The 26,086-nt window shown below is 68.7% G+C and carries 18 protein-coding genes and 1 rRNA gene; 8 read left to right on the top strand and 11 right to left on the bottom strand.

Going from position 1 to position 26,086, the window contains the following annotated elements; all coding sequences use genetic code 11:
- The 3 genes from T328_RS35350 to T328_RS35340 form a co-directional block, all read right to left on the bottom strand.
- Positions 1-166 (bottom strand): 16S ribosomal RNA (locus tag T328_RS35350); the annotation flags it as partial.
- A gap of 450 nt (positions 167-616) precedes the next feature.
- Entirely contained in the window at positions 617-2,371 is a 1,755-nt protein-coding gene (locus tag T328_RS35345) for an ATP-binding SpoIIE family protein phosphatase (RefSeq protein ID WP_496500370.1), read from the bottom strand.
- A gap of 82 nt (positions 2,372-2,453) precedes the next feature.
- Positions 2,454-3,809: an NAD(P)/FAD-dependent oxidoreductase gene (locus T328_RS35340; RefSeq protein WP_496500369.1), complete on the bottom strand. Its 1,356-nt coding sequence runs from the start codon at positions 3,807-3,809 to the stop codon at positions 2,454-2,456.
- A gap of 368 nt (positions 3,810-4,177) precedes the next feature.
- Here T328_RS35340 and T328_RS35335 point away from each other — a divergent pair, with 368 nt between their 5' ends.
- Positions 4,178-4,942, top strand: a complete 765-nt coding sequence (locus T328_RS35335) for a TetR/AcrR family transcriptional regulator (protein ID WP_496500368.1) — start codon at positions 4,178-4,180, stop codon at positions 4,940-4,942.
- Positions 4,943-5,848: 906 nt separating this feature from the next.
- Here the strand turns inward: T328_RS35335 and T328_RS35330 are convergent.
- The gene (locus T328_RS35330; RefSeq protein WP_496500367.1) at positions 5,849-7,297 is read right to left on the bottom strand and encodes an NsdA family TPR-like regulatory protein; all 1,449 of its coding nucleotides are present in this window, start codon (positions 7,295-7,297) and stop codon (positions 5,849-5,851) included.
- 777 nt (positions 7,298-8,074) lie between these two features.
- Between T328_RS35330 and T328_RS35325 the strand changes: the two genes are divergently transcribed.
- The 6 genes from T328_RS35325 (at position 8,075) to T328_RS35300 (ending at position 16,428) form a co-directional block, all read left to right on the top strand.
- A complete protein-coding gene (locus T328_RS35325) occupies positions 8,075-10,183 on the top strand; it encodes an asparagine synthase-related protein (protein WP_496500366.1) in 2,109 nt (702 codons plus the stop codon).
- Between the two features lie 216 nt (positions 10,184-10,399).
- Positions 10,400-11,617: an L-2-hydroxyglutarate oxidase gene (gene lhgO / locus T328_RS35320; RefSeq protein ID WP_496500365.1), complete on the top strand. Its 1,218-nt coding sequence runs from the start codon at positions 10,400-10,402 to the stop codon at positions 11,615-11,617.
- Positions 11,618-11,669: 52 nt separating this feature from the next.
- On the top strand, positions 11,670-12,431 hold the full coding sequence (gene trmB / locus T328_RS35315) for a tRNA (guanosine(46)-N7)-methyltransferase TrmB (RefSeq protein ID WP_496500364.1): 762 nt from the start codon (positions 11,670-11,672) through the stop codon (positions 12,429-12,431).
- Positions 12,432-12,495: 64 nt separating this feature from the next.
- On the top strand, positions 12,496-13,836 hold the full coding sequence (locus tag T328_RS35310) for a PrsW family intramembrane metalloprotease (RefSeq protein ID WP_496500371.1): 1,341 nt from the start codon (positions 12,496-12,498) through the stop codon (positions 13,834-13,836).
- Positions 13,837-13,878: 42 nt separating this feature from the next.
- Entirely contained in the window at positions 13,879-14,301 is a 423-nt protein-coding gene (locus T328_RS35305; protein ID WP_496500363.1) for a DUF3592 domain-containing protein, read from the top strand.
- Between the two features lie 138 nt (positions 14,302-14,439).
- Positions 14,440-16,428: an ATP-binding protein gene (locus tag T328_RS35300; RefSeq protein ID WP_496500362.1), complete on the top strand. Its 1,989-nt coding sequence runs from the start codon at positions 14,440-14,442 to the stop codon at positions 16,426-16,428.
- A gap of 6 nt (positions 16,429-16,434) precedes the next feature.
- Here T328_RS35300 and T328_RS35295 read toward each other — a convergent pair whose 3' ends face one another.
- The 7 genes from T328_RS35295 to T328_RS35265 all read right to left on the bottom strand — a co-directional run bounded on the left by T328_RS35295 (position 16,435) and on the right by T328_RS35265 (position 25,546).
- Entirely contained in the window at positions 16,435-17,220 is a 786-nt protein-coding gene (locus T328_RS35295) for a DUF6339 family protein (protein WP_496500361.1), read from the bottom strand.
- A gap of 2 nt (positions 17,221-17,222) precedes the next feature.
- Entirely contained in the window at positions 17,223-18,026 is an 804-nt protein-coding gene (locus tag T328_RS35290) for a hypothetical protein (protein ID WP_496500360.1), read from the bottom strand.
- 125 nt (positions 18,027-18,151) lie between these two features.
- Positions 18,152-19,837 carry a hypothetical protein gene (locus tag T328_RS35285; RefSeq protein WP_496500359.1) on the bottom strand — a complete coding sequence of 562 codons (1,686 nt, stop codon included), beginning with the start codon at positions 19,835-19,837 and terminating at the stop codon, positions 18,152-18,154.
- 369 nt (positions 19,838-20,206) lie between these two features.
- The gene (locus T328_RS35280) at positions 20,207-22,834 is read right to left on the bottom strand and encodes a Z1 domain-containing protein (protein ID WP_496500358.1); all 2,628 of its coding nucleotides are present in this window, start codon (positions 22,832-22,834) and stop codon (positions 20,207-20,209) included.
- 148 nt (positions 22,835-22,982) lie between these two features.
- Positions 22,983-24,101, bottom strand: a complete 1,119-nt coding sequence (locus T328_RS35275) for a DNA cytosine methyltransferase (protein ID WP_496500357.1) — start codon at positions 24,099-24,101, stop codon at positions 22,983-22,985.
- Positions 24,102-24,504: 403 nt separating this feature from the next.
- Positions 24,505-24,951: a very short patch repair endonuclease gene (locus T328_RS35270; protein ID WP_496500356.1), complete on the bottom strand. Its 447-nt coding sequence runs from the start codon at positions 24,949-24,951 to the stop codon at positions 24,505-24,507.
- 199 nt (positions 24,952-25,150) lie between these two features.
- Positions 25,151-25,546 carry an ATP-binding protein gene (locus T328_RS35265; protein WP_496500355.1) on the bottom strand — a complete coding sequence of 132 codons (396 nt, stop codon included), beginning with the start codon at positions 25,544-25,546 and terminating at the stop codon, positions 25,151-25,153.
- 233 nt (positions 25,547-25,779) lie between these two features.
- Between T328_RS35265 and T328_RS35260 the strand changes: the two genes are divergently transcribed.
- Positions 25,780-26,086, top strand: a 307-nt coding sequence (locus T328_RS35260; protein WP_496500354.1) for a helix-turn-helix domain-containing protein, incomplete at its 3' end; no start/stop codon positions are given.

Genomic DNA, 26,086 nt, shown 5'->3' with positions numbered 1-26,086 from the left:
ATTAGACCCCGTTTCCAGGGCTTGTCCCAGAGTGCAGGGCAGATTGCCCACGTGTTACTCACCCGTTCGCCACTAATCACCGGCCGAAACCGGATCATCGTTCGACTTGCATGTGTTAAGCACGCCGCCAGCGTTCGTCCTGAGCCAGGATCAAACTCTCCGTAAATGCATACAATGATCTGCAGCACTACAGAAACGAGTCTGCCTCGCTACTGCTGTGTCACTACATCAAACACTTGGCATCGACTACTTGGCACACTGTTGAGTTCTCAAAGAACGGACACTTCCATCAAAACCCTCACCAGGCTTCTCCGGGCGTTTCCCTTCGGTAAGCCATAACCGTAGCGGATTGTCCCCGCGGCGCAAAATCCAACCGCCCGCCGAAAAGAAACGGACACGCCGAATCCACCCCGACGAAAGGGAGTCGATCACACTCAAGTAGATGGCACGAGCCGCCCCTCCGGGACGGCCACCGTCGCACTGCGGAACCTCACCGGCCCCGTGGCAACCCGAAGAACACTACGGAGCGGCTTGCCCCATGTCAAGTGCGATCAAGGGCACTCGCGCACGTTGTGGGTGGTTTTCGGCCGTTCTGTGTCTGAACGTGCGGGTGGGCTCAGCCGCCTTCGTCGCACGGCAGGGCGAACTCGCACCACACCGCCTTGCCGCCGCCCAGCGTGCGGCGTGAGCCCCAGCTGGTGGCGATCGTGGCGACGATGGAGATGCCCCGGCCGTTCTCGTCGCCGGGTGCCGCCTGGCGGCGGCGGGGCAGTCGGTCGTCGCCGTCGGTGACCTCGACGATCAACCTCCGGTCCGTACGTCGCAGCCGCAGCCGCATCGGCGGGGAGCCGTGCTGCAGGGAGTTGGCGACCAGCTCGCTGGCCGCCAGCACGCCCAACTCGCGCAGCTCCGCCGGGAAGCGCCAGCTCGCCAGGACGCCGTCCGCGAAGGCGCGGGCGCGCGGGGCCGCCTCGACGCCGCCGAGGAGGTCCAGCGCCGCGCCGCGGAACAGCTCGGCTTCGCCGTTGTCGCGTAGCGGGTGCTCCAGCACCAGCACGGCCACGTCGTCGTCGTGCTCCGCGGTGACGCCGAGGGAGCGGATGAGCCGGTCGCAGACGACGCCGGGGGCGCCGGTGGCGCCGGCGAAGGCGGTGGCGAGCGCGGTGACGCCCTCGTCGATGTCCTGGCCGCGGCGTTCGATGAGGCCGTCGGTGTAGAGGACGGCGGTTGAGCCGGGCGGGAAGGGCAGCTCGGCGGAGGTGTGCACCCAGCCGCCGGTGCCGAGCGGCGGGCCGGTGGGCTCGTCGACGCGGCGCACAGTGCCGTCCGCGTCGCGGATGAGGATCGGCAGGTGGCCGGCGGAGGCGTGCACCAGGCGGCCCTCGTGCGGGTCGTGGACGGCGTACGCGCAGGTGGCGATCTGGTTCGGGTCGATCTCGGCGGCGAGGCCGTCGAGGAGCTGCAGCACCTCGTGCGGCGGGAGGTCCAGGCGCGCGTACGCCCGTACGGCGGTGCGCAGCTGGCCCATGACGGCGGCGGCGCGGACGCCGCGGCCCATGACGTCGCCGATGACCATCGCCGTGCGGCCGGCGCCGAGGGTGATGACGTCGTACCAGTCGCCGCCGACGGCGGCGTCGGTGCCGCCGGGCTGGTACTTGGCGGCGACCCGCAGGTCGTCCGGGTGCTCCAGCTTCTCCGGCAGCAGGCTGCGCTGCAGCGCCACCGCCGCCTTGCGCTGCATCCGCTCGCCGGCGCGCAGCCGCTCCGCCGCCTCCACCTGGTCGGTGACGTCGGCGGCGGAGACGAGCACGCCGCCGCTCTCGCCGACGTCGATGGGGCTGCAGGTGAACGTGTACGAGCGGGCGTCGGGGGCGCGGCGGGCCTTGACGGTGCGCGGGGTGCCGCTGCGCAGCACCTGGTCCATCAGCGGCAGCAGCCCCAGCTCGGCCAGCTCGGGGAGGGCGTCGCGGGCGGGCGCGCCCGGGGAGCGGGCGCCGAAGACGGCGGCGTACGCGTTGTTGACGTAGGCGATGCGGTGCTCCGGGCCGTGAACGACGGCGACGGGGGCGGGCAGCCGGCCGAGGGTGGCGCTGACGGGCAGCTCGATGCCGGGGTCGACGCCCTGCTCGGTGTCGTGTTCCGGGCCCGATTCGCGGCCCGTCCTACCACCCGTCCTGCCGCCCGTCTCGGTGCCTGTCTCGGTGTCCGCCGTACCGCCCGGGTCGCCGTCCGGGTCGACGCCGGGGGGCGGTTCCGCCGCGGCGCGGCGGCCTTGCCGCCGGGCGGAGGGGACGGCACCGCGGAACCCCCGCGCGGCGGCGGTGCGGCGCGGGGATCCGGGGAGCCGGGGGCTCCAGCGCGTGAAGTTCAAGCGTGCCAGTCCCAGGTCCACTCGTTCGTCGTTCGTTTCACTCCGTGCCGTTTCGTGCCCGTCCATCGTCACATGCCCCGGCTCAGTCGCCGTCAGGGCCGCGACCCGACCGGGTGGCGAGCTCGAATTCCGCCCGGGGGTGCTCAAGCGAGCCGAGGGCGACGATCTCCCTCTTGAACAGCCCGGCGAGCGTCCACTCGGCGAGCACGTGGGCCTTGCGGCCCACGGTGGGGAGCTTGCCGAGGTGGTACGCACGGTGCATGAGCCAGGCAGGGTAGCCCTTCAGCCGGTGGCCGTACACATAGGCGATGCCCTTGTGGAGGCCGAGGGAGGCGACGGAGCCGGCGTAGCGGTGCCGGTAGTCGCGCGGCGGTGCGCCGCGCAGCGCGGCGGCCAGGTTGTCGGCGAGGACGCGGGCCTGGCGGACGGCGTGCTGGGCGTTGGGGGCGCAGAGGGCGCCGGGTTCGGCCGCGGTGAGGTCCGGTACGGCGGCGGCGTCGCCGGCGGACCAGACGGCGTCCTCGCCCCGGACGCGGAGGTCGGCGGTGCACAGCAGGCGGCCGCGTTCGTTCAGCGGCAGGCCGGTGGCGCCGAGGACGGGGTGGGGGCGGACGCCGGCGGTCCACACGAGGGTGCGAGTGGGGAAGCGGGCGCCGTCGCTGAGTTGGGCGACGCGGTCCGTACAGCTTGACAGGCGGGTCTCCAGGCGTACGTCGATGCCGCGTTCGCGCAGCCTGCGTACGGCGTACTCGCCGAGCCGCTCGCCGACCTCGGGGAGGATGCGGTCGCTGGCCTCGACGAGGATCCAGCGCATGTCCTCGGGGCGTACGCCGGGGTGGTAGCGGGTGGCGTAACGCGCCATGTCTTCGAGTTCGGCGAGTGCTTCCACGCCGGCGTAGCCGCCCCCCACGAAGACGAACGTGAGAGCGGCCTCGCGGACGGCGGCGTCGCGGGTGGAGGAGGCGATGTCGAGCTGTTCGAGGACGTGGTTGCGCAGGCCGATGGCCTCCTCGATCGAGGTGAAGCCGATGCCGTGCTCGGCGAGCCCGGGCACCGGCAGCACCCGCGACACGGACCCGGGCACCAGCACGAGCTGGTCGTACGCCATCTCCAGGGGTGGCTCGCCGGTCTCCTCGGTGGCGAGCGTCGCGACGCGGGCGGTGCGCTTGGGGTGGTCGACGGACGTCACCCGGCCGGCGACCACGCGGCAGCGGGACAGCACGCGGCGCAGCGGCACCACGACGTGGCGCGGCTGGACGGAGCCGGCCGCGGCCTCGGCGAGGAAGGGCTGGTAGGTCATATACGGGTCGGGGGCGACCACCGTGATCTGCGCCGCGCCGCGCTTGAGCTGCTTGTCGAGGTGCTTCTGCAGCCGCAGCGCCGCGGCCATCCCGACGTTGCCACCGCCGACGACGAGCACGCGCGTCGGATCCGTCATGGGCAACCTCCTGCCTGGGGTCCCGCCTGGGGCCCGGCCTCGGCGCGCGCCGTCGGCGGCGGCGAGAACTTGGGGGAGGCCGCCGACGGCAACCTCGGAACACTCGGAACACCCATGACGCAGCGCGTTCGGGCTTTTGTCCACAGGCGGGGGAAGGATTTCCGGCGCCCGAGGTGTCCGACCCGCGGCCGATCCTTATCCACAGCCCCTTCTCTCTTGACTTCTGCTGAACTATGTTCGTACGAGCCGGAGTGGCCCGACCAGATGCGCTCCGGTAAGCAGGGTGGGGAGTCTCCGGGGGGAGACTGTCATAACCGGGGGATACAGAGATGCAGGTTCAGAGTCAGAGCAGTCGTCTGTCAGCAAACATGACGGGACCGGGCACTTCGGGCGATCTGTCACCGAACGGCCGGTCGGCGCTGCGGGTCGACGCGCAGCGCAATCTGGAGCACGTCCTGCGTGCCGCGCGCGAGGTCTTCGGCGAGCTGGGCTACGGCGCCCCGATGGAGGACGTCGCCCGCCGCGCCAGGGTCGGCGTCGGCACCGTGTACCGCCGCTTCCCGAGCAAAGAGGTGCTGGTCAAGCGCATCGCCCAGGCGGAGACCGCGCGGCTGACCGAGCAGGCGCGGGCGGCGCTGCAGCAGGAGGACGAGCCGTGGGCCGCCCTGGCCCGGTTCCTCCGCGCCTCCGTCGACTCGGGCGCCGGGCGGCTGCTGCCGCCGCAGGTGCTCGGCGTGACGGCGAAGGCGCCGGAGGGCGGCGAGGAGGCGCCGCGGGTGCCGCAGCAGCGGCCCTCGCCGGACGGCACGGCGGCGCAGGTCGGCCCGCACGCGAACGCGCACGGCGGGCCGGGCTCGGCCGCGGGCGCCGGCGCGCCGGAGGGCGCGGGCGTGGGCACGGACGGCGGGAGCGTCGGCGGTACGGACGCGGCGGCGCTGCTCGACGTGGTCGGGCAGCTGGTCGCGCGCGCCCGGGACGCGGGGTCGCTGCGCGCGGACGTGTCGGTGTCGGACGTGCTGCTGGTGATAGCCACCGCGGCGCCGTCCCTGCCGGACCCGGCGCAGCAGGCGGTGGCGTCGGCGCGGTTGCTGGACATCCTGCTGGACGGGCTGCGGCCGCACGCGGAGGAGTGAGCCGGCCGGTCGCCTGTCGGGACACGTCCTGGCTCCGACAGGGCTCCGGGCTCCGGTTGGGCTTTCGTTGGTCTTCGGTTGGGCTTCCGTTGGGCTCCGGCGGTAATTCCCCTTGACGGGTGCCTCCGTCGACGGCGGTGTGCGTTGACGGGGTCGCTCGTCAGGGTGCCTTCCGCCGGGGCCGTCACCGGGGTCGCCCGCGGGCTCGCGCACCGGCCGTCTCGACAAGCGCTACGGACATCCACCCCGTAAGCGTGACTCCTGGCGCTTCGTATGCGCGACAACCTCCCAACGGGTGGTTGGCCGTCAACGCGGGCGGCACGCCGGGCCCGTTGTGGCACGCTCACCCGATGACGGGCGGGATGAGCGTCTAACGGGAGCTTGCGGCATGGCAGTTGACGATCGGGACGATCGCGAGCGTGCCACGGACAGCGGCGCGGCCGGCGGCCTGCCGTCATCCCAGGGATCGTCACCCCAGGTGCCGTCATCTCAGGTGCCGTCGCCCCGCGGGCCCTCGGCGGATTCTCGGGGTCCCCGCAACTCCCTGACTCCAGGGGTGTTGCGGGGATCGCTAGAACCCGGGCGGCGCCGGGGGCGTACGGCCGGCTGCCGGGCGCGTAAGGGCTCACCGCCCCACGCGTACAACCCATTGCCAGGCGCGTAAACACACCCACCGCCCCACCCGTACAGCCCGCTGCCAGGCGCGCACGACCCAGCGCCCATGGCCCGCGCCCACGGCCCAGCGCGCACCGCCCAGCGCTCAGCGCTCACGGCCCAGCGCGCACGGCCTACGCCCCATGCGTACGGCCCACGGCCGCCCCCTGCGTACGCCCATGTGTATGGCCCACGGCAACCCCGTACACCGCGCAACCGCCCGTTCGCCCGGTAGGGCCCGGCCGGCGAGGCCTACGCCGGTGCCACCAGCAGCGGCCGGGCCCGCTCCCGCAACTCCGCGACCATCGGCTCGTCCCCGTACGGCTCCAGCCGCGCCAGCAGGTCCTTCACGTACTCCGTCGTCCGCGCCGACGAGATCCGCCCCGCGACCTCCACCGCCCGCGTCCCCTGCGCGCACGCCGCGTCCAGGTTCCCCGACTCCAGCTCCGCGACCGCCGCCACGATGAGCCGCAGCCCGTGCGAGCGCACGAACTCCTCCGTCGGCCGCGCCAGCGCCTGCTCCGTGAACCGCCGCACCTGCCGCGGCACCCGCAGGTCGCGGTAGCACTCGGCGGCGTCGGCGGCCAGCCGGTCGTAGGCGTAGAAGTCGAGCCAGGCCGGGTCCGGGTCGCCCGCGCGCGCCCGCTCCAGCCAGCTCTCCGCCGCCGCCAGGGCGGTCCCGCACGACGCCTCGTCCTGTGCGCGGGCGTGCGCCCGCGCCTCGACGAGGTGGAAGAAGCTCATCGTGCGCGCCGTCGCCAACCCCCTGTTGCGCTCGATCGCGGCCTGGGCGAGGTCCACGCCCTCGTCGGCGAAGCCGCGGTACGTCGCCTGCAGCGACATCGACGCCAGTACGTACCCCCCGAGCGGCACGTCCGCCGCCGCCCGCGCGAGCCGCAGCGCCTGGATGTAGTACCGCTGGGCCGCCTCCTGCTGTCCCGTGTCGAAGGCCATCCAGCCGGCGAGCCGCGTCAGTTCGGCGGTCGCGCCGAACAGCGAGCGCCCCACCTCGTCGGTGTACGCACCGAGCAGCAGCGGCGTCGCGTCCACGCGCAGGCACTCCGGCACCATCGACGCCCGCCAGTCGCCGCCCCCGTACTTGGAGTCCCAGCGCCGCGCCTCCTCCGCCGCGTCACGCAGCTTCGCGACGTCGCTGTGCCCCACCCGGCGCGGCCCGGTGGCGTCGTCGGCGGCGGGCGCGTGCAGCGCGTCGACGCCGTCGAGACCGCGGGCGACCGAGCCGTCGGCCGGCGTGATCAGCCAGCGGGAGGCGGGCGTCGCGTACGCGCTGACGGCGAAGGAGCCGGCGAGGCTCTGCCAGATGCCGCCGCTGCCGGCGCGCCGCCCGGCGAGGTCGAGCCGGTACAGCTCGGTGGCCGTGCGCACCGCCTCGCCCACGTCGCGCGGGAAGGCGAGGCCGACTTCGGGGGCCGGGTCGGTGTCGGCGAGCCCTATCTCGTGCAGCGGCACGGGGCGGCCGAGCTTGCCGGCGATGGCGGTGGCGATCAGGTGGGGCGCGGCGCCCTGCGGCACCATCCCCTTCGTCACCCAGCGGGCGACGGACGTCTTGTCGTACCGAAGGGTCATGCCTCGCTGCGCGCCGAGGTCGTTGACCCGGCGGGCGAGTCCGGCGTTGCTGATCCCGGCGAGCGCGAGCATGTGGCCCAGCTTCTCGTTCGGCCCGCGTGGCGTCCTGGACATGCACACCCCTCGACCACCGACGGCTCCCGTCCGGCAGGTGGGGATCCGGCCGGGTCGCATATGCACCCAGCGTAGTTCGCCGGATCCCGACCGTTAAGGGGATTGTTTCCGGATGGCGGGATTACAGCGCGCGTGCTCCGGGGTCGTGTGGCGGTGCGCCGTACGTGCGCTCTGCCCGCAAAGGGCGGTGCACGCAAGGCTGGTTGTCCGTGGGTCGGCTCGCCGCGCGTGGGAAACCGGCGGGCCTGGGGAACTCCGCCGTCATTCATCCCCGCGGGCGGCGGCCTACGGTCCGGGGAGCGCGGGACGCTTCCCGGACCACACAAGGCATGCCCGACGGCCCGTCGATGGCCGGGATCGACCGCGTACAGAATGGCTGAATGACGCCCCTTGCTACGGGCGTAGATCCGGGCGTTCGGGGTGGTTGCCCCGGAGTCCGGGCGCCCGGACCGGGTTTCGAACACCGATCGGCACACCCTTCGGTACGCCTCTCGGTACGCCCCTCGCCACACCCCTCGCCACACACCGCACGCCCCTCGCCACACACCGCGGCTCAGCCCACGACTCGGCCCGCGCAAGCGCTTCCGGCCGTGACAGGCAGACTCCTGCACGCCCGCATCCACTCACATGCGCCCCTCTCGTGGCAGCATTGGTCCTGACGAAACGGCAGTACGCCCTGTGCGTGGCGGAGTTGACGCCGATCGCCGGGCTTGCCCGGCTCGCCCGGCTCGCTTGGCATATGCCGATACGTCCCCAGTTGCCCACGAGGAGGCGCGCATGCGGTGGTTGGTGGGGTGGAGCAGTGCCGCCACCGCGCCCTCGTTCCTCGACGGTGCGCAGACGGCCGACGACTACGACCTCCACCCCGTCGGCGCCCAACTCGTCTGGGGTGGCCCGGATCCGCTGTGGGCGGTCGGCGACTGGCGCCCGGACGAGATCCGGGTCGTCGACGTCGCCCCGCTGATCCGGCTCGCGGTCTTCGGCGTCTGCGGCGCCGGCGACGACCAGCTGCGCGTCGGCCTGCTTGCCGCCCGCGGCGGCGCCGTACGGCACCTGACCGCCTGGTCCGGCGGATACACCGCCGTCGCCCAGGTCGGCCGCCGCACCACCGTCCTCGGCGACCTCGCCGGCGCCCGCCCCGTCTTCCACACCGCCTGGGACGGCGGCACCGCGTACGCCACCGCCGCCCTCCCGCTCGCCGACCTCATCGAGGCCGAGCTGGACGTCCCCCACCTCGCCGCCCAACTCGCCTGCCCCGACGTGCCGGAGGCCCTCGGCGACGGCACCCCGTACGCCGGCGTGCACCGCGTGCCGCCCGGCCACGCGCTCATCCTCCGCGAGGGCCAGAAGGAGATCACCGGCTACGAGCCGCGCGCCTCCCTCGCCGTCGCCGCGCCGTCGCTGGACACCGAACCGGCGGTGGCGGGCGTACGCGACGCGCTGGTGGAGTCCGTACGCGCCCGGCTGGCCGCCCCCCGCCACGCACCCGAACCCGGCTACGGCGGCCTCGACCCCGGCCCCGTACCGGGCATGGGGCCGGCCGACCGGCGCGCCGCGCGCGGCCCGGCACCGGGCATCGGCGCCGACCTCTCCGGCGGCATCGCCTCCGGTACCCTCGCGCTGCTGGCCGCCGGGCTGCCGGGGGCGCCCGGCACGCCGCCGGGGCTGGGGCCGGGGCAGGGCGAGCGGCTGGTGGCCGTGACGTTCAACGACCTGACGGCGCGGGCCGACGAGGCGGAGCTGGAGCGGGCCCGCACCATCGCCGCCAACCCGCGGCTGCACCACGTGGTGGTCGCCGCGGGCGAGGAGGCGCTGCCGTACGCGGACCTGGAGAGCATGCCGCTGACCGACGAGCCGGGCCCCTCGCTGGTCGCCGCCGCCCGGCACCGGCGCCGGCTGACCGCGGGCAGCGCCGACCACCTCGTGGGCGTCGGCGCCCGCGAGGTCCTCGACGCCCACCCGGCCCGGCTCGCGGACCTGTTGCTGGACCGCCGGCGGCGCTCGCTGTTCCGGCCCGTCACGGCGCTGGCGCGCGCGGAGGGGTCGGTGCTGGCGCCGCTGACCGTCTACCGCGCGGCCCGGCGGCTGGCCCGTACGCCGTACTGGGAGGGCATCTCCGAGGGCGCCGAGACACTGCTGGACGACCCGGCGGGCGGGCTGGGCGGGGCGCCTGAGCGCGGGCGCGCGCGGGGTGCGGTCGATGCCTCGCTGGCCGCGCTGAGCTGGTGCCGGCCGGGGCCCGCGGCGCGCTGGCTGACGGGCGAGGCGCTGGCCGAGGTGTCGGTACGGCTGCGGGGCTCCGCGGGCACGGCGAACGGCGACGGCACCGGCCGCCCCGGCGAGCGCCGCGCCGCCGCCGCGCTGGCGCAGTCGGGCGCCGACTACCGCGTCTTCGAGCAGGCCGCGGAGGTCCGCTTCCAGCGGTTGCACGCCCCCTTCCTCGACAACCAGGTCGTACGGGCCTGCCGCGCGCTGCCCGAGGCGCTGCGCGTACAGCCGGGCGCGCGGGCGGCGGTGCTCGGCGCCGTGCTCGACGGCGCGGGTATCCGCGGCCTGCCGCCGGGCTGGGGCGCGACCACCGGCGCCGCCGCGGCGGCGGCGTCGGCGGAGCGGATCGGCCTGCGCCGCGCCTCGGCGGAGCTGGCCGACCTCTTCCACCGGCCGCTGCTGGCGGACGCGGGGCTGGTGGAGGGCCGGGTGGTACGCAAGGCGCTGCGCGCGGCGGCGGACGGCGAGGCGCTGCCGCTGGGCGGGCTGGCGGAGCTGGTGTCGGCGGAGCTGTGGCTGCAGCGGCTGATGATGCGGCGGGGGTCGGTCTGGACGGGCGACGCGGCGCCGCGCCAGCGGGCGGTGGCGGGCGGGGTGCCGCCGCGGCTGCCGCTGTAGGGGGATGCCGGGGTTCCTGGGGTTCCTGGGGCCCATGGTTCCTGGGGTTCCCGCGGGGTCTGGGGTCTGTGGGGTCTGTGGGGTCTGTGGGACCGCTCGGTCCCGCGAGGCCGGGAGGGCCGGGGGTTCGTGGCCCGGGGCCGGGGCCGGGGCCGGGGCCTTGGCGGCGACCTGGCCGGCCGGGGGATGATGGGTCCGATCCCTGGCGGAGGTGACATGGCCCACGACTGCGACGTACTCGTGATCGGAGCCGGCATCGTCGGCCTCTCCACGGCGTACGCGCTCACCCGTGCCGCCCCCGGCATCCGCGTCGTCGTCGTGGAGAAGGAGCCCGGCCCGGCGCAGCACCAGACCGGGCGCAACAGCGGCGTGATCCACAGCGGGCTGTACTACCGGCCGGGCTCGCTGAAGGCGCGGTTCGCGGTGCAGGGCGCCACGGAGATGGTCAAGTTCTGCGCCGAGCACGGGCTGCCGCACGCCGTCACCGGCAAGATCGTCGTGGCCACGGAGCGGGACGAGCTGCCGCGCCTGCACGCGCTCGCGCAGCGCGGGCGCGAGAACGGCATCCCGGTGCGCGAGCTGGGGCCGGCGCAGATCACGGAGTACGAGCCGCAAGTGCGCGGGCTCGCCGCGCTGCACGTAGCGACGACGGGGGTGTGCGACTTCCGGGCCGTGGCGCGGACGCTGGCGGAGCTGGCGCGGGACGCGGGCGCGGAGGTCCGGTACGGAGCGGAGGTGCGGGCGATCGCGCGGCGTCCGGGACGGCCCTCCCGCCCCGGCATCGCCGTCCGCACCGCCGCCGGCGACGTCATCCGCGCCCGCGCCCTCGTCAACTGCGCCGGCCTGCACTCCGACCGCATCGCCCGCCTCGCCGGCGACCGCCCGGAGCTGCGCATCGTCCCGTTCCGGGGCGAGTACTACGAACTGGCCCCGCACGCCGCCGACCTCGTCCGCGGCCTCGTCTATCCCGTCCCCGACCCCGCGTTCCCGTTCCTCGGCGTCCACCTCACCCGCGGCATCGACGACGCCGTCCACCTCGGCCCCAACGCCGTCCCCGCGCTCGCCCGGGAGGGCTACTCCCGTACGAGCCTCAGCCCCCGCGACGCCGCCGCCACGGTCACGTACCCCGGCAGCTGGCGCATAGCCCGCCGCCACTGGCGCTACGGCGCCGGGGAGCTGCGCCGCTCGCTCTCCCGCAGGGCGTTCACGGCGGCGGTGCGGCGACTGCTGCCGGCGGTCGACGAGGAGGACCTGCGCCCGGCCGCGGCGGGGGTGCGGGCGCAGGCGGTGCTGCCGGACGGGACGCTGGTGGACGACTTCCGCTTCGCCGCCGGGCCGCGGACGATCCATGTACTGAACGCGCCGTCCCCGGCGGCGACGGCGTCCCTGCCGATCGGCAGGGAGATCGCCCGCAGGGTGCTCGACCTCCTGTGACGGACGGGACCGCCCCATAGTCCCCCGTCGTCCTCAGTAAAATAAGGGCACTGTGTCCGACCACCCCGATCAGCAGGATCGTCCCCAGCCCAGGTTCCCCGGCGGCCCCGCCCCCGCGCCCGCCGGGCCGCACTACGAGCGGCGTATCCGCTCCTTCGTCCCGCGCCGCAGCCGCGTGACCCTCGCGCAGGGCGAGGCGCTGCAGCGTCTCTGGCCGAAGTGGGGCTTCGACATCGACGGCGAGCACCTCCTCGATCTCGACGACCTCTTCGGCGGCCTCCCGGTCGTGCTGGAGATCGGCTTCGGTATGGGCGAGGCGACCGCCGAGATGGCCGCGGCCGACCCCGCCACCGGCATCCTCGCCGTCGACGTCCACACCCCCGGCCAGGGCAATCTGCTGCGGCTCATGGAGCAGCGGGGCCTGACGAACGTACGTATCGGCAACGGCGACGCCGTCATCCTGCTCCGCGAGATGCTGCCCCCGGCCGCACTCGCGGGGGTGCGGGTCTACTTCCCGGACCCGTGGCCCAAGAAGCGGCACCACAAGCGCCGGCTCATCCAGCCGGAGTTCCTGGCGCTGGCCGCGTCGCGGATGGCGCCGGGTGCGCTGCTGCACTGCGCGACGGACTGGGAACCGTACGCGGAATGGATGCTGGAGACGCTGACGGCGTCGCCGTACTTCGAGAACGCCCATCCCGGCGGCGGGTACGCCCCGCGCCCCGACTTCCGCCCGCGCACGCGCTTCGAGGGGCAGGGCCTGGGAAAGGGCCACATCGTCAACGATCTGCTCTTCCGTCGCATCCGGGATGAATAGCCCGTCGCGCGCGGTGGCGGGGACTGGCTAGGGTCGAGGGGTGCAGCACGACGGCGCTCAGCTCATGTCCCGGCCGCGGGAGCCCGAGGGATTCGGGCCGCGTCCGGAGTACGAGGATGCACGCCCGAAAACGCCGAAACCCACCGCTATCGCTCCCGCCCCCCGGAGATTCTGGCGCAGAAGGGGCGTACGCATAGGCGCGGTGGCGACCGTGCTGACGCTGGCGGGCCTGGCGATCCTGGCGCTGGTGTGGACGGAGACCGGCACGCACGGGATGCTCGTCGGCGGCGGGCTGGCGCTGCTGCCGGTGCCGCTGCTGATCGCGGGCTTCCTGTGGCTGGACCGGGTGGCGCCCGGCCCCTGGCGCTACCGCATCTTCGCGTTCTCCTGGGGCGCCTTCGTCTCGACGCTCGTCGCGATGCTGGCGAACACCTTCGCCGCCCGCTGGATCGCCACCGGCCTGCCCACGGCGTCGTCGCGCGAGGCGGACCTGTGGGGCATGGCAGTGGTGGCGCCGGTGGTGGAGGAGACGGCGAAGGCCGCCGCGATCCTGCTGCTGTTCCTCTTCCGCAGGCACTACTTCTCCGGCCTGGTCGACGGCCTGGTGCTGGCGGGGATCATCGCCACGGGCTTCGCGTTCACCGAGAACATCCTGTATCTGGGCCGGGCGTACGACGAGGACCAGGCATTCGGCGACTCCGGACCGCTGGCCACGGTGACCGTGACGTTCGTGGCCCGCGTCGTCTTCTCCCCGTTCGCGCACCCGCTGTTCACGGCGATGGCCGGCATAGGCATCGCCCTGGCCGCACTGACGTACGCCCACCAGCGAATACGCCGCGTACTCCTCCCGGTGGGCGGCCTGCTCCTGGCGATCGTGATGCACGGGCTGTGGAACGGCTCGGCGGTGATGAACGGCTACGCCTTCCTGGGCGCGTACGCCTTCGTGATGGTCCCGGTGTTCGGCCTGCTCGTCTGGCTGGCGGTCTGGTCCCGCGGCGGCAAGCTCCGCACCATAAGGGACCACCTGCCCGCCTACGCCCACGCCGGCTGGCTGGTCCCCGCCGAACCGGTGGCCCTCTCCTCGCTACGCGCCCGCAAGATAGCCCGCACCCTCGCGGCCCACGCCCACGGCGACGACGCCCGCCGCGCGGTGGCCGAGTACGAGCGCTCCGCGACGTCCCTGGCCCTGCTCCGCGCCCAGGCCACCCGCGGCCGCCCGGCCAAGAACTACGCGGAACGCGAACGAGCCCTGCTCACCACGATGTGGACCCACAAGGCCGTAGCCCAACCCGCCCTCACCAGAGCCGCCTACACCACCAACCCACCCCACCCCCACCCCTGGCCCCCACCCCCGCGCACCCCGCACCCGGGCGCCCCCCACCTGGCGAAGGCCCCCCACCCTTGACGCCCCCGCAACCAGCTGCGGCGTGACGGCGTCGAAACGGACATGGGTACCGGCTGGCTGTTCGCGCTCATCCCGCTGCTCGTCGGCGCGGTCTTCTTCGCCATCGGCTACACGGGCACCCGCCGCGCCCGCACCCTGCGCCGCACCGGCGCCACCGCCGAGGGCCGGGTCGTCCGCCTCGCCACCAGCTCAGGCAACAACGGCGGCACCCTCTACCACCCCGTGGCCCGCTGGCACACCCCCGAAGGCGAGCCCCACGAACACACCTCCCGCATCGGCAAGACCACCATCCTCAACTTCCGCCCAGGCACCCCGGTCCGCATCCACTACGACCCGAAGAACCCCACCCGCGCCGCCATGGCCGGCTACGACGGCGCCGGCACCGACTACCTCTTCGCCACCCTCGGCACCCTCCTCACCACCGGCACCCTCACGGTCGTCACAGCAGCTTTCCTCTCCAGATGATCGCCGGTCCGGTGGCGAACGGTTCCTGAGACGGAAGCGGTATAACCGAGCGATCTCAGTACACAAGATTCCCAGTCTGGTCACCGGTGTTCCGATAAGTTGAGAACTCAGACGTCGTCGAGACCCGGGGAGTGGTCAATGTCCTCCGATGCTCCGCAGTTGGAGATCCGATTTCGGGGCCGGGTGATCGAGCACCTCGGCATAGACATGTACCAGTCACCGGTGGCCGCGATCGCCGAGTTGGTCTCGAATGCCTGGGACGCGGACGCAACTCTCGTGAGCGTATCGTTACCAGAAAGGATCTCAGCACCGGACGCGGTGATCGCCATTTCCGACGACGGCGAGGGGATGACGCTCCGAGAATGTCAAGATCGCTTCCTCAACGTCGGTTACGACCGCCGGAAGGACCGATCTTCCAGCTCAACCCCCTCGGGACGACCCATGATGGGACGCAAAGGGATAGGGAAGTTCGCCGGTTTCGGCATAGCACGTTTTGTCGAGATTGACACGACGAGCAAGGAGACGGGCGAGCGCACCGTCTTCCGGCTCGACGCACGGCAGTTGATCGACGAAGGGGAAGGATACGTCGACAATGAACCGCTGAAAGTTCACGTCGAGTCCCACCACGCACCTGACGAACATCGCCGCACGGACCACGGCACGACCGTCACCCTAAGCGATCTAAGCCTCAAGGTGACGCCGAATCCAGATCGTTTCCGAACCAGCATGGCACGTCGATTCCTCCTCCTGGAACGAGCCGATCAATTCACGGTTCTGGTGAACGACAAGCACATTTCAGAGATCGACGATGTGGAGAAAATCGAGTTCTCCTTTCCGCAAGACTACACGGAACACGGACTGATTTCTCCACCCGGATTGACCGTCGAGAACGGCTGGGGCGTAGAACAACTCCCCGACGGAAATAAGATCCGCTGGAAGTTCGTCTTCTACAAGGAGCCGATTGGGGACGAAGAATTGGCTGGCGTTTCGGTTTTCAGTCACTATAAGCTGGCTCAGCGTCCGTTCCTCTTCAACCTGACCGGTGGGCTTGGCGGCCAACAGGGCACCCACTACCTCTCGGGCCGGGTCGAGGCAGACTACCTAGACGAGCAGGTAAGAGATTTGATCTCCACCGAGAGGCAGCGAGTCAACTGGGACGTCCAAGAATCGAAGCCGCTGCTGGAATGGGGCCAGAAGCGCGTCCAGGAGTTGCTACGCACATGGAAAGATCTACGAGCTCAAGGAAAAGTTGAGGCCATCCGCGGCCGTGTGCGGCCCTTTTCTCAGCGGCTCGGGCAACTGGAACGCCCCGAGCGTAGAATTGTCGACAAGGCGTTGCAATCCCTCGCAAAAGTTCCTTCGCTCACACAAGATCAATTCTCCGATCTTGCCGAAGGGATGCTGACGGCTTGGGAAGGAGGTCGCCTCAAGGACCTGATAGACGATCTCGCGCAGACCGAGTCGATGGATGCGGACAGGTTGGTGCAGATCCTGACCGACTCCCAGGTCATGAGCGCTCTGCATGCGGCGGAGCGGGTCAAGAGTCAACTCAATTTGATCTCGGGCTTGGAAGAACGGGTCAAGCGGCAAGAGTTGGAGCTCAAGGTGCGGGATTACATAGCCCAGCACCCATGGCTCGTTTCACCGAAATGGGAGACGTTCCAGGTCGAACGCAGCATCGAGGGCCTGGCGCAGGAGGTGGCCCACGTAGCGTACGGAGATTCGTGGAACGCTCGCGTTGACCTCGCACTTTCCTCAGGAAACCAACTGCTCATCATCGAGCTTATGCGTCCTGGACTCAGGGTTGACTGGGACCATCTGAATCGCTATGAACGGTATGTCAGGAGGCTTAAGACCGTGGTCCAGGCCAACGATTCTCGATTCATGATCGTGTCAGGACTCCTCGTCGCCGATAAGATCGATAAGCAGGCGGACTTGCTGGACAAGATACAGGCTCTCCGCACCGAGGACATGGACGCTACGGACTGGCCCGGACTACTCCGGCGCGCGAGGAGTCAGTGGAGGGATTATTTCGACATCCTGTATCAGCGTGCTCCCGACGACGCTCGAATGAGGCAACTCGCTGAAACGGGACCTGAAGGCGAATCGACACCTTCTCCGGCATGAATCAAGTCAACGTTGCCGGAGTCCACTAAATGCTTGCCGGACATCTGAACGCACACTCCAAACCAGCGCCCTAAGTTCACTTTCGGAGGCCGCGTCGACGTCGACGATTGCAGTCAGACGCAGAACACGTATGAGTGTTTGACGCAAAATCTCGCGCGACGATTCACTCTCCTCGATTGCAGAGTCGTCACGATGAGCACGTACGAGGGCCCGCACGAGGGCCGGGGAACCCGCAAGCCCAGCCCTTCGGCTCATGATGTGATCGAGGTCTGCCTCACCCAACACTTGTAGCAATTCATACGGATCTTCTTGTTGCGGATCGTACAGAACGAATGCACGTGTCCAAAGACGCGCCAAAGCATGGCGAGTGAGATCCGTCCCTTTGAAGCGGTCGGCCACGTACCGGCCGTCCGCACGGGCGGGCCACCTCCACACGCAGACGTCGGGCAGAAGCACCAGAGCCAAGAATGCCCAGACTTGCCGTTGTGCCGCCTCACCGGGGACCATCCCACTCTGCTCGTGAAGCACTCGGGCCGTGCGTCGGTCGAACTCATTGCGCTTTGCGACGCTCGGAGTATTCGGGTAATCATGCTCCAAGGCGAGGGTGAGGATCGATCGGCGCAGACGAGTAAGATCCTCACGAGAGATACGTTGCCCACCTGTGGCGGCGAATACCGCCCGCGGTGAGTGTGTGGCGGCCATATTCTCGTGAGCACCGAGAGGGACCCGATGCAACATGCGGAAAAGCCTCTCGGCTTCCGCCGGCAGTAGCCTCGGGTAAAGAGCCTTCATACTCACCTCTCTCGCGGAAAACCGATACCAGCATGAACGTAGGCACGGAAGCGCGACGGATCACGCCGCCGCTCGTCACGCAATCGGTAGGTCGCGCCTTCCACGCTTTCGGTCGGCCTGGCGAGATACGTTCGTATCAGCGCTTGTATGAGGCCCGCCATCGTTAGTTCCTTCTCACGTTCGATTTCGACGGATTCCATTTCCACGAAGGCATCGTCGTCGAGCGCTTTCCCCACCAAGTCACAGACGATGTCGACCTCCAAGAGCCCCCACATCGCCGAGACCTCAGCTGGCCCGCTCTTCTCCGCTTCAATCGCCTGCCTGACGGCGATATTGTCGGTATTGAGTAGAATAAGCAGACTCCCCATGGCTGCTTGCTGCCAATCTCCACCGTCCATACTCACGTACCAAGCGGCGCCCTCCGGCAATCCGGCTTCTCGGAAGGAAGCAGGTGCGACGGGGAGCAGGCCAGCCGTGCCTTCCAGGTGGGTTTGAACCTGATCGCTCCAGAGAATGGATCCTGATCTCCACGCGACGAATGGATCCGTGTGCGGGATCTGCTCAGCAAGTTCCAAGAGTGTTTCGATGACGAGCCGTCCCCCCAGCTCATCCCCCTGGGCGGTAGCGAGGACTTCGATGGCGACCTTTCCGCCGCTTACGCGGAAGGGTTCATAGAACGCGGTACGCCGGATCAGGGCCGTCGAGGCCCAGTACCGGACGCTCAGGCAGAGGAGGGCGTCCGCAGGAAGACCGCAGTCCTCGACGACACCGTTCAGATCGACCTGGACGAGACGCGACATCGTCACGTCGGTGTCGTAGTCCCAGTTCGGGAGCGCATGAGGCAGTAGATCTCCCATGACGTCGCTGCCGAGCCGCCATGGCTCGGCGTGGACGCGGTCCTGCGTTCGACGGAAAGGCCACGCTCGGATACTCATCCGGGCCTCGTGACACTGATCTCGACGAGAACATCGGCGACAACGGACACGATCAGCTCCACTTCGGTGGGCCCGCCGGTGTGACGGAGGATGGCGCCGCTGACAAGCCTCCTGCCGGCGAGCCGCCATCCGAGGATCTCGGGAGCCGGTGCCCCGCGAGGGGCTACATCTTCCGCACGCCCATCACCCGTCAAGACTTTCACCACGCCCTCAAGCACATCCGGGCCACGCACCAATACCTGCTGGACCATCACCGGACGGCCATCCAACACATCGAACCTTGGTGTCGATACGAGGACGGGTCTGCGAGTGTGCCGACCTGAGCTCGGACCGGAGGGTTCTCCGGTGATCACTGTTCGGCCCACCGCTTCCTCCCCCTCAGTCACCCCCCTACCGTCGCGGGGGACCGGTCGGTCGAACTCCGAGGACGACCGAGAGCCGAGCGCAGCGGTACCTGTTCCACCTGGTCCGGCGAGCAGGTGCCCCAGGCGCTGGGCCACCGAACCCATCACGTAGTCACCTACTTTCAGCCCTCGTCGGGCCTGCGCACCGCTCAACCTGTCGCAGCGCTCCCGCAGGCGCCTGCCTGCGGTTCGAACGAAGGTGGCTTCCTTACCCTTCAGCTGCTGGAACTCCCATCCATCATGGGTGGGAGGCTCAGCGCGGGCGAACGTCTCATCGAGATCTGGGACGACTTTGAAGACACCTGCATATCCTGCATCGGGGTTGGATCGTTCAGGACCCGCGTGATACCGCGTTACGAGCTCAGGCCCCCGTATGAGGCACACGTGGTGGGGCGCGCCGTCCAGCCCCAGCTCGCGTGCGGCCGGTGACGTCACTAGAGTACCGAAGGTGTACTCGAAAGCGAAAACACCCAGATCCTTGCGGGGATTTCGGCAGGACAACATCTCGCGGGGGCCCTCTAGGGACTTACGGAAGGCGCTGGCATAAAATGCCAGAGCGGCATCCTCCTCAGGTGACGGGACAGATATAGAAACACCGTTGCCGGTTACGGCCGCCGACATCCGAACCACCCGATCTGTCAACATGATCGGCCAAAGGTTCCACGCAAGGGCGCCGGCCAAGTACCCGCTCGCGTCGGCGACCGTCAACTCCTCGGCGGGATCAGCGACCGGCAACGTCGGATCGGTTAGGTCAGGATCTACTACGATCAGAGTGGTTCCAGTCTCGTCTCCGTCAAAACCTCGCAGGCCGAGGCTGTGCGCAACCGCATCCGCCTGTTCGTTGCGAAGAGGCTCACAGTGATTTGTCTCCGGGATACCCCACCACTGGCGTCCTGTATAGCGTCTCCCACTCTCCCAGAACGCTTCGCGAATCCCCACTCCGATGAACCTCGACTCCAGTCGCCCGCCCTCATTTTCGAAGCGGGTGTACACGAGGACGCTGTGAGCACGGGAGAGTTGGTAGAGCGCGCCCTTGCCGTAGCCGAAGGTTCCTCCCCGCGGACCAGCGGCCGTAATGCCGTCACGATCTCCGCTGTTCAGGATGAAGCGCAACCATTCAACTCGTTCACTGGGACCTGCGTCCGAGCGTGTGGGACCGCCGAGACCGACAGTCCCCCGGTCTTCGATCGCCAGATACCGCATCGATCGTGCACGTGCGAGCCGACGGAAAGACCCGTCTCGGTCGACTCCGTGTTTTCCGCCGTCGGCGAAGAGCAAACGCCAAGCATTCACATGGCCCGCAGAAACCGTCCCCAGGTTGAGCCGGAAGCTGACGAGGGATCGATCCGGCCGGCGGGCATCCCAGGAGTTCTGCGCTGCTTCTCGGACGAGCATGGTGAGACGGCTAAGACGTGGCCGACCGAGCTGATCTAGAAGGCCGTCAGCGGTGATGCCCCCGTCCGCCCGAAATGGCTGGGCATACCAACCCGGTTGCTTCACACATCGCCTCCGATCTCGTTCAGGGCAGCTCCGCGAGCGACTAGCGCGGGGTGTCCTCCAAGTGCGGCAGTGCAGTCGCCTTCAGCGAGAGCGACCGACATCGTTGTTCGCTCTTCATCGGGTTTGCTCAAGAAATTCCTGAAGCGGTCACGCTTCGACATCTTGATCCTGGTCGAGCACACCGGTGTCGTCTTCCTCGTCGTCTTCTGCGGCCGCGGGAAAGACCGTTGATAGGTCTGCCTGAACGAAGTCGTACTCGACTGCGACGTCCCTGCCACCGGTCGGCTCCGGGAAGACCATCGCCGCACCCCAAACGACCTCTCCCGGCGCATCGAGCGGTGCGCGGCCCTGCAGTGGGGTCTCGACACCGCCCGTCCGACGCAGAGGCACGGGCGACTCCGCGTCGATTGGATACAACAGGAGGAGGCCGCGTTCCGGCTCCTGCTGAACCCGCCACTTCTTGAGCTTGGAACGATTGATCTCCTTCTCACCTGCAGGGATGCGCAGATCCAACGCCTCGTCACGAGAACCTGTGAGTGTCTTAACGTCCGCAACGGGTGCGCGGTGGCTGGTGGAGAGGCGAGTACGGGTCACCGGGGCCACTGTGTCGCCACTCGGCAGCACGACGTTACGCTTCTCCTCCTCGACCGCCTTGCCCACGACACCGACGTTCCACCGAGTCAGCGCGCCCTTCTTACTCCGACTCTCGATGTACTGGCGCATCAACTCGCGTGGCGCGTCGACGGACTTGGAGTGGAACTTGTAGGAATCGATGAACTCGAGAATGTGCTCCAGGGGGACGTCGCGCCACAACACACGTCCGGCGGCCACCGAACCGTCAAATCGCCCTTCGTGGTGAGCCCTCCGTAGCAGACTCGTCACCGCAGTCTCGTTCTCCGCGTGCCATACCGCGTCTTTAGGCTCACACGGGAAGTATCGAGTTTCCACGAGCTGCCCACCGTATGACGCTGAAGCCCGCACGGCGTTCCTGGACTTCGTCGGTGCTGTCACCCGCATCTTCGGGTGACAGCGGATGCGAACGGCCAGTTCAAGGGGCGTGTGATGTTCGATGAGGTATCGATCGATCTCGACCCGCATCTCGGCCTCGACTGTTGCCAGGTGGGTGAACCACTGACGGGTCTCCTCGGGCATGTAGATGCGGGGAAGGTCCTCATACCCGGAGCGGTACCCGAACCAGCGTCCCATCTGCAGGAGAGTGTCGTACATGTTGGAGGAACGTACGAAATAGCTGACCACCAACCCTTCCAAGGTCAAGCCTCTGGAAAGGGTGTTGCCACCGACGGCGATGACGTTGACCGGTCCGGAGTCGTAGTCGAGCCGTTCGCTGCTCCGGTAGTGGTCCATCACGATCTTCGTATCCGACACGATTTGAGGCAAGCACCCGAGGATTTCGGTGAAGGCCGGTATGTTTTTGCCCCACTCCCCGGCATGGACCCGTCGCGTCTCCTCCTCCCACAGATCGCGCAACTCGTCGATGGTCCGGTCATTGTCACGCAGTCCGGCGTCGAACTCGGCGCACAGGGACTCAAGTACAGGGCGGTAGGCCTCGTGAACGCGCGTGTCGGAATGCGCGTGCACAAGCATAGAAGAATGCTGATCTCTCTGACCACGGTGGTGACGAGTCGCGGTGGCGAGCCAGAACCACATCACAGCCCGACGCAGCGACAAGGTCGCCGATGGAACGAACTCCGAAGCAGCGGCTCTGGTCGGCGGCCTGAGGCAGTCGAGTTCGTTCACCGGAACCGTTCTGATCATGTCGAGTCCGCCCGGGACGTCAGCCGGATCCTCTCCGTCCAACGGGTTGCGGCCGAACAGGGTTTCCGGCCCTTGATAGTCCTTGCCACGCTCAAGGCTGAGAATGAAATCTCGTGGATAGAAATCCTCATCGTCCGACGGGTCGATGAGAAGGTTCGCGAACGGCGTCGCCGTGTATCCGATGTAGCAGGCCCTGGGGAGCCGGCCCATGACGTCTCGGATCAGCGGGTTGATCTTACGTGTCGCCGTGGTCGCTTGATCCGCCTCGTCGTCGATGATCAACGTAGGGCAGTGCCCAAGCTGCTCACGAGCCTCCTCGAGCCAGTCCCGTAGCTTCCGGAGCACAGGCCCGTTCTTTTTGACGACCAGTAGCAGCCACTGACTCCTGGATGCGATCAGGGATTGCGCGTTGGCAGGCGGGACGAAGTCATGCTCCGGCTTGGTGATCTGGTGCCACAACGGCGGGTTGAGATTCACGACGTCACGTATCAGCCGCGTTTGTGTCTGTCGCCGTAGGGAGTTGGTCACCCCTGACAGGATGATGAACATCCGGTATCCGCGGTCTGCAGCCTTGCAGATCACCGCAGTGAAGTTGCTCGTCTTCCCGGACTGAACGTGGCCGAGAACGAGTCCACGCGAGCGGAAGCTGTAGTTCGCCGGGTGATCGAGCATGGCAACGACGCGGTCCGAAGCGTCGTCGATCTTCTTGACCTCTTCCGGATCGAGCGAGCGGAGAAGGCGCTTCTCGTAGGCCGGCCAGTTCTTGTCGTCCGCGCGCACCCCCGAGTACCACCGCGGCATATCCTCACGCCCCAGGGCGAGCGGCGACCGAAGGCCGGCGATCTTCGTGGTCTCGGACTCGTGCCGCCGGAGCAACTCCTCGATGAGCTCACCGGGAACCGAGAGGTCACGTAAGGCCTGCGTGGCCTCGTGGGGCAGTCTGCCATCGATCATGGCCTGGAACTGCTTCCAAGCCGCTTCCGTCCTCGGATCGCCCATCACGCCTCACTGAAGTATCATGATCGTTTCGTGCGCCACGTCGCGTTTCGATGTGTCGATGAGGTACGGATACCACGCTACTCACTGACATCGACAGGTGATGCGAAAAGTAAGGATATACGTGACGTGAAACGCGCTCAGAAGACGTCTAGATGGCCAGCGCGCCTTGGACTGTGGAGCCCGTTGTACGCTGCTCGACCGACGGCAGCGCCTCGGGCGCCGCGGCTTGGACGGCGATCGCCTTCTCCACGGCGGCGTCCCGGGCTTCGTCCCCCAACTTGAGGGCCGCGGCGAGTACGTGGACAGCGAGAACCGGGGGGATCGCGTTGCCGATCTGCTGCGAGACGTCATGACCTCGCCATGGATAGCCGTCGGGGAAGCTCTGAAGCTGACCTGCTTCGGAGTTGGTGAACCGCGAATCGGGAAGGCCCGGTGGCCCCACGCGGTTGCGGCTGACCTTGCCTGTAACTGTGAACGCCGGCTCGTTATGTCGACGCTTGCCACGCACCTTGGGGTCTCCCCCGGTTCCATAGTTGGACACGACCTCGAACGGCTGCTCACGGCTGAGCACGTCACCCATGGCGACCCATTCCTGCCGGTGCATCTCCTCGACCGTGAGGCGCTTCCGAAACGGGCGGTGAGTCTCAATCGGAAGCGCGGCTCCTCCGCCATCCCCCTGCAGTCGCGCGATCAGGACAGCCCTACGCCTGGTCTGCGGCACCCCGTACTCCTCGGCATGCAGCACCTTCGTGACCGCCGAGTAGCCCACCCGTCTGAGGATTCTGCCGAAGGCCTGCCACACCGGCAGTACCGTCGTAACCTGCTCAAGCACGATCACCTCATAAGGGCGGTCCGCCTTCACTGCCTCCAGCGCCCACCGCAAGGGTTGCAGGACCAATCCCGTCCTACCGTTGTCACCTGGCGTCTTCGCCAGCCGGGCGAGCTTCGTTTCGACCTGCGCATCCTCACCCTTGACCATGAGTTCGGCCAAATCCAATACCTTCGCAAGAGCTCGGCGCCCCGCACCTGCACCCGCTACGGCATACGTCTGGCAAGGGGGCCCGCCCGCAAGGATGGTGGCATCCGGAAAATCGGAAGGACCGAATGAGCTGACGTCACCCTGTTTAGTCGCCAGCCCTGCGGCGTCACGTGTGGCACAAGCGCTCGCATCCAGTTCGACACCGATCGCGGGTACATCCAACCAGCGTGCAGCAACGTCCAGTCCGCCCGGCCCGGCGAAGAGATCCACGATCTGGCCGTCGTGCACGAAATCTCCAGGTTGTAAGGAGACCGCGGGGTGGTCTAGTAAGATGCCACGACCGCAGCGGCTCTGCTTCCAGGGTTCACCCTCGTCGACCGAGAGACTAACTCGTTCGTGTGGTGGCTAGCCACCGTGGTGCGCTAGTTTTGACGCCCGATCGACGCAGACGCCCCTCGGCGGGTTGTCGCCCCGCACCCGCCCCCACGAGCGGACCGGTCCACGGTCGCGCAGGCGGTTCCTCCGCGCACGGCCCGTCTCATCGGTCACTTTCGCCAGCCCTTCGGGGACTGCGATGATCTACCGTCGCGCTCCAGACCGACCTCAGTCCGTCAAGCTCACGCCCGATCACGGAACGCCGCACCGGCGGTCCTCAACGAGTACTCACTACGCACGATATCGGGACTGCACTCTATGAGTCACCCAGTCGCCTCCTGTAGGCCTCGCGCACTCGCAATGCCGCGTCGTAGGGGTTCTCGTGCTCCCACACACGGAGCACTTCCCAACCTGCCTCGTTGAGCCATTCGTCCGTCTGACGATCTCGCCGGCGATTGGTTTCGAGCTTGTCTACCCAGTACCTCGTATTCGTTTGCGACAATGTGTGATGTTCCGGACAACCGTGCCAAAAGCAGCCATCCAGGAAAACAGCGAGATGCGCCCTTGTAAAAACCAAATCAGCGGTGCGCCTGACCTTGGGCAGAGGGCGCACCGAAACCCTGTAGCGAAGCCCCAAAGCGTGCACTGCACGGCGTAGCGCTAGCTCAGGCTCTGTATCTCGCCCTTTATTGGCCTGCATGCTTCGCCGATTGGCGGGTGACGATGCCCACGAAAGGTCGTCTTCGCTGCGGTCTGCGGTCATGACATCTCAGGGCGCCATCGCTTTTGCTTCGGCGCACGTCTCAAGATAGTGGTTGGGGGCCAGTGTACCTAGAGAATCCTCATCCGTCTCCGTTTTGCACATGACGTTCGACGTGTCATGCGTCGGTCGGCGCCGCTCCCGCCGAGCTGAGCGGATTGCTGCCCCCCAGCCGCCCCGAGGTGGTCACCGGCGTCAGACGTCAACCCGGGGCGAAGAGCATCTGCTGCTCAAGGTGCGCTTCTGCGTGGCTCGGGGCCGTGTCCGAGTCGTAGCCATGGGTTTCCAGCCAACGGAGGAGGGCGGCGATCAGGTGGGTTGCGGCGTCTTCGAGGAGGGCGGTGGTCAGGGGGTTGGGGCGGTGAGTGCGGTGGTGGTGTTGGCGGTAGAGGATGAGGAGGGCTTCGGCGGCGGTGACGCGGTCGCCGCCGGCGTGGGCGGTCGGGGAGTCGAATTCCGTGGCCAGTTCCGCCCAGGTGGTCTTGCCGTCGTCGCGAAGGTCAACGCCCCAGACCACGACCGTGGCGGCGACGAGGAGCAGGCCGCGGCCGGTTTCGTCGTCGGGGTGGGCTTGGTTTGGATCGGCACCAGCCCGCACCGGGGTCGTGGAGTTCGAGGGGGAGGCGAGTGTCTCGCATCGAGGCCGTGAGCGTGGCCGGGGCACCGATGCCCACGTGGCAGATGACGTTGGTGACGAGCTCGGTCACGGAGCTGAGCGGCGTCAACCACGTGCGGCAAGCTCCAGGGCCGCAGATGGCGTTGGAGCATGCGGCGTAGTCCGGCCACTAGTGTCCTGAGTCGTGGTTTCGTTGGCGGTTGTAGGGTGGGGTGATGCCTGGTCCGAAGCCGTTGCCGGTGGTGCTGTCCGATGATGAATTCCGGGTGTTGAAGGGCTGGTTGAGGAAGCGGACCGCTGCTGCGTCGCTGGTGCTTCGGTCTCGGATCGTGCTTGCCTGCGCGGAGGGTCTGTCGAACGCGCAGGTCGCGGATGACCTGGGCATTTCGCGGGAGACGGTACGCAAGTGGCGGGCCCGCTTCGTCGCCGACCGGCTGGAGGGCCTGACGGACAGGCCGCGTCCGGGGCCGCCGCGGAAGGTCACGGACGAGCAGATCGAGGCCCTGGTGGCCAAGACCCTGG

Source organism: Streptomyces sp. CNX435, assembly GCF_059570575.1.
The sequence above is the reverse complement of the archived record's forward strand: the minus strand, read 5'-3'. Positions and strand labels throughout refer to the sequence as shown.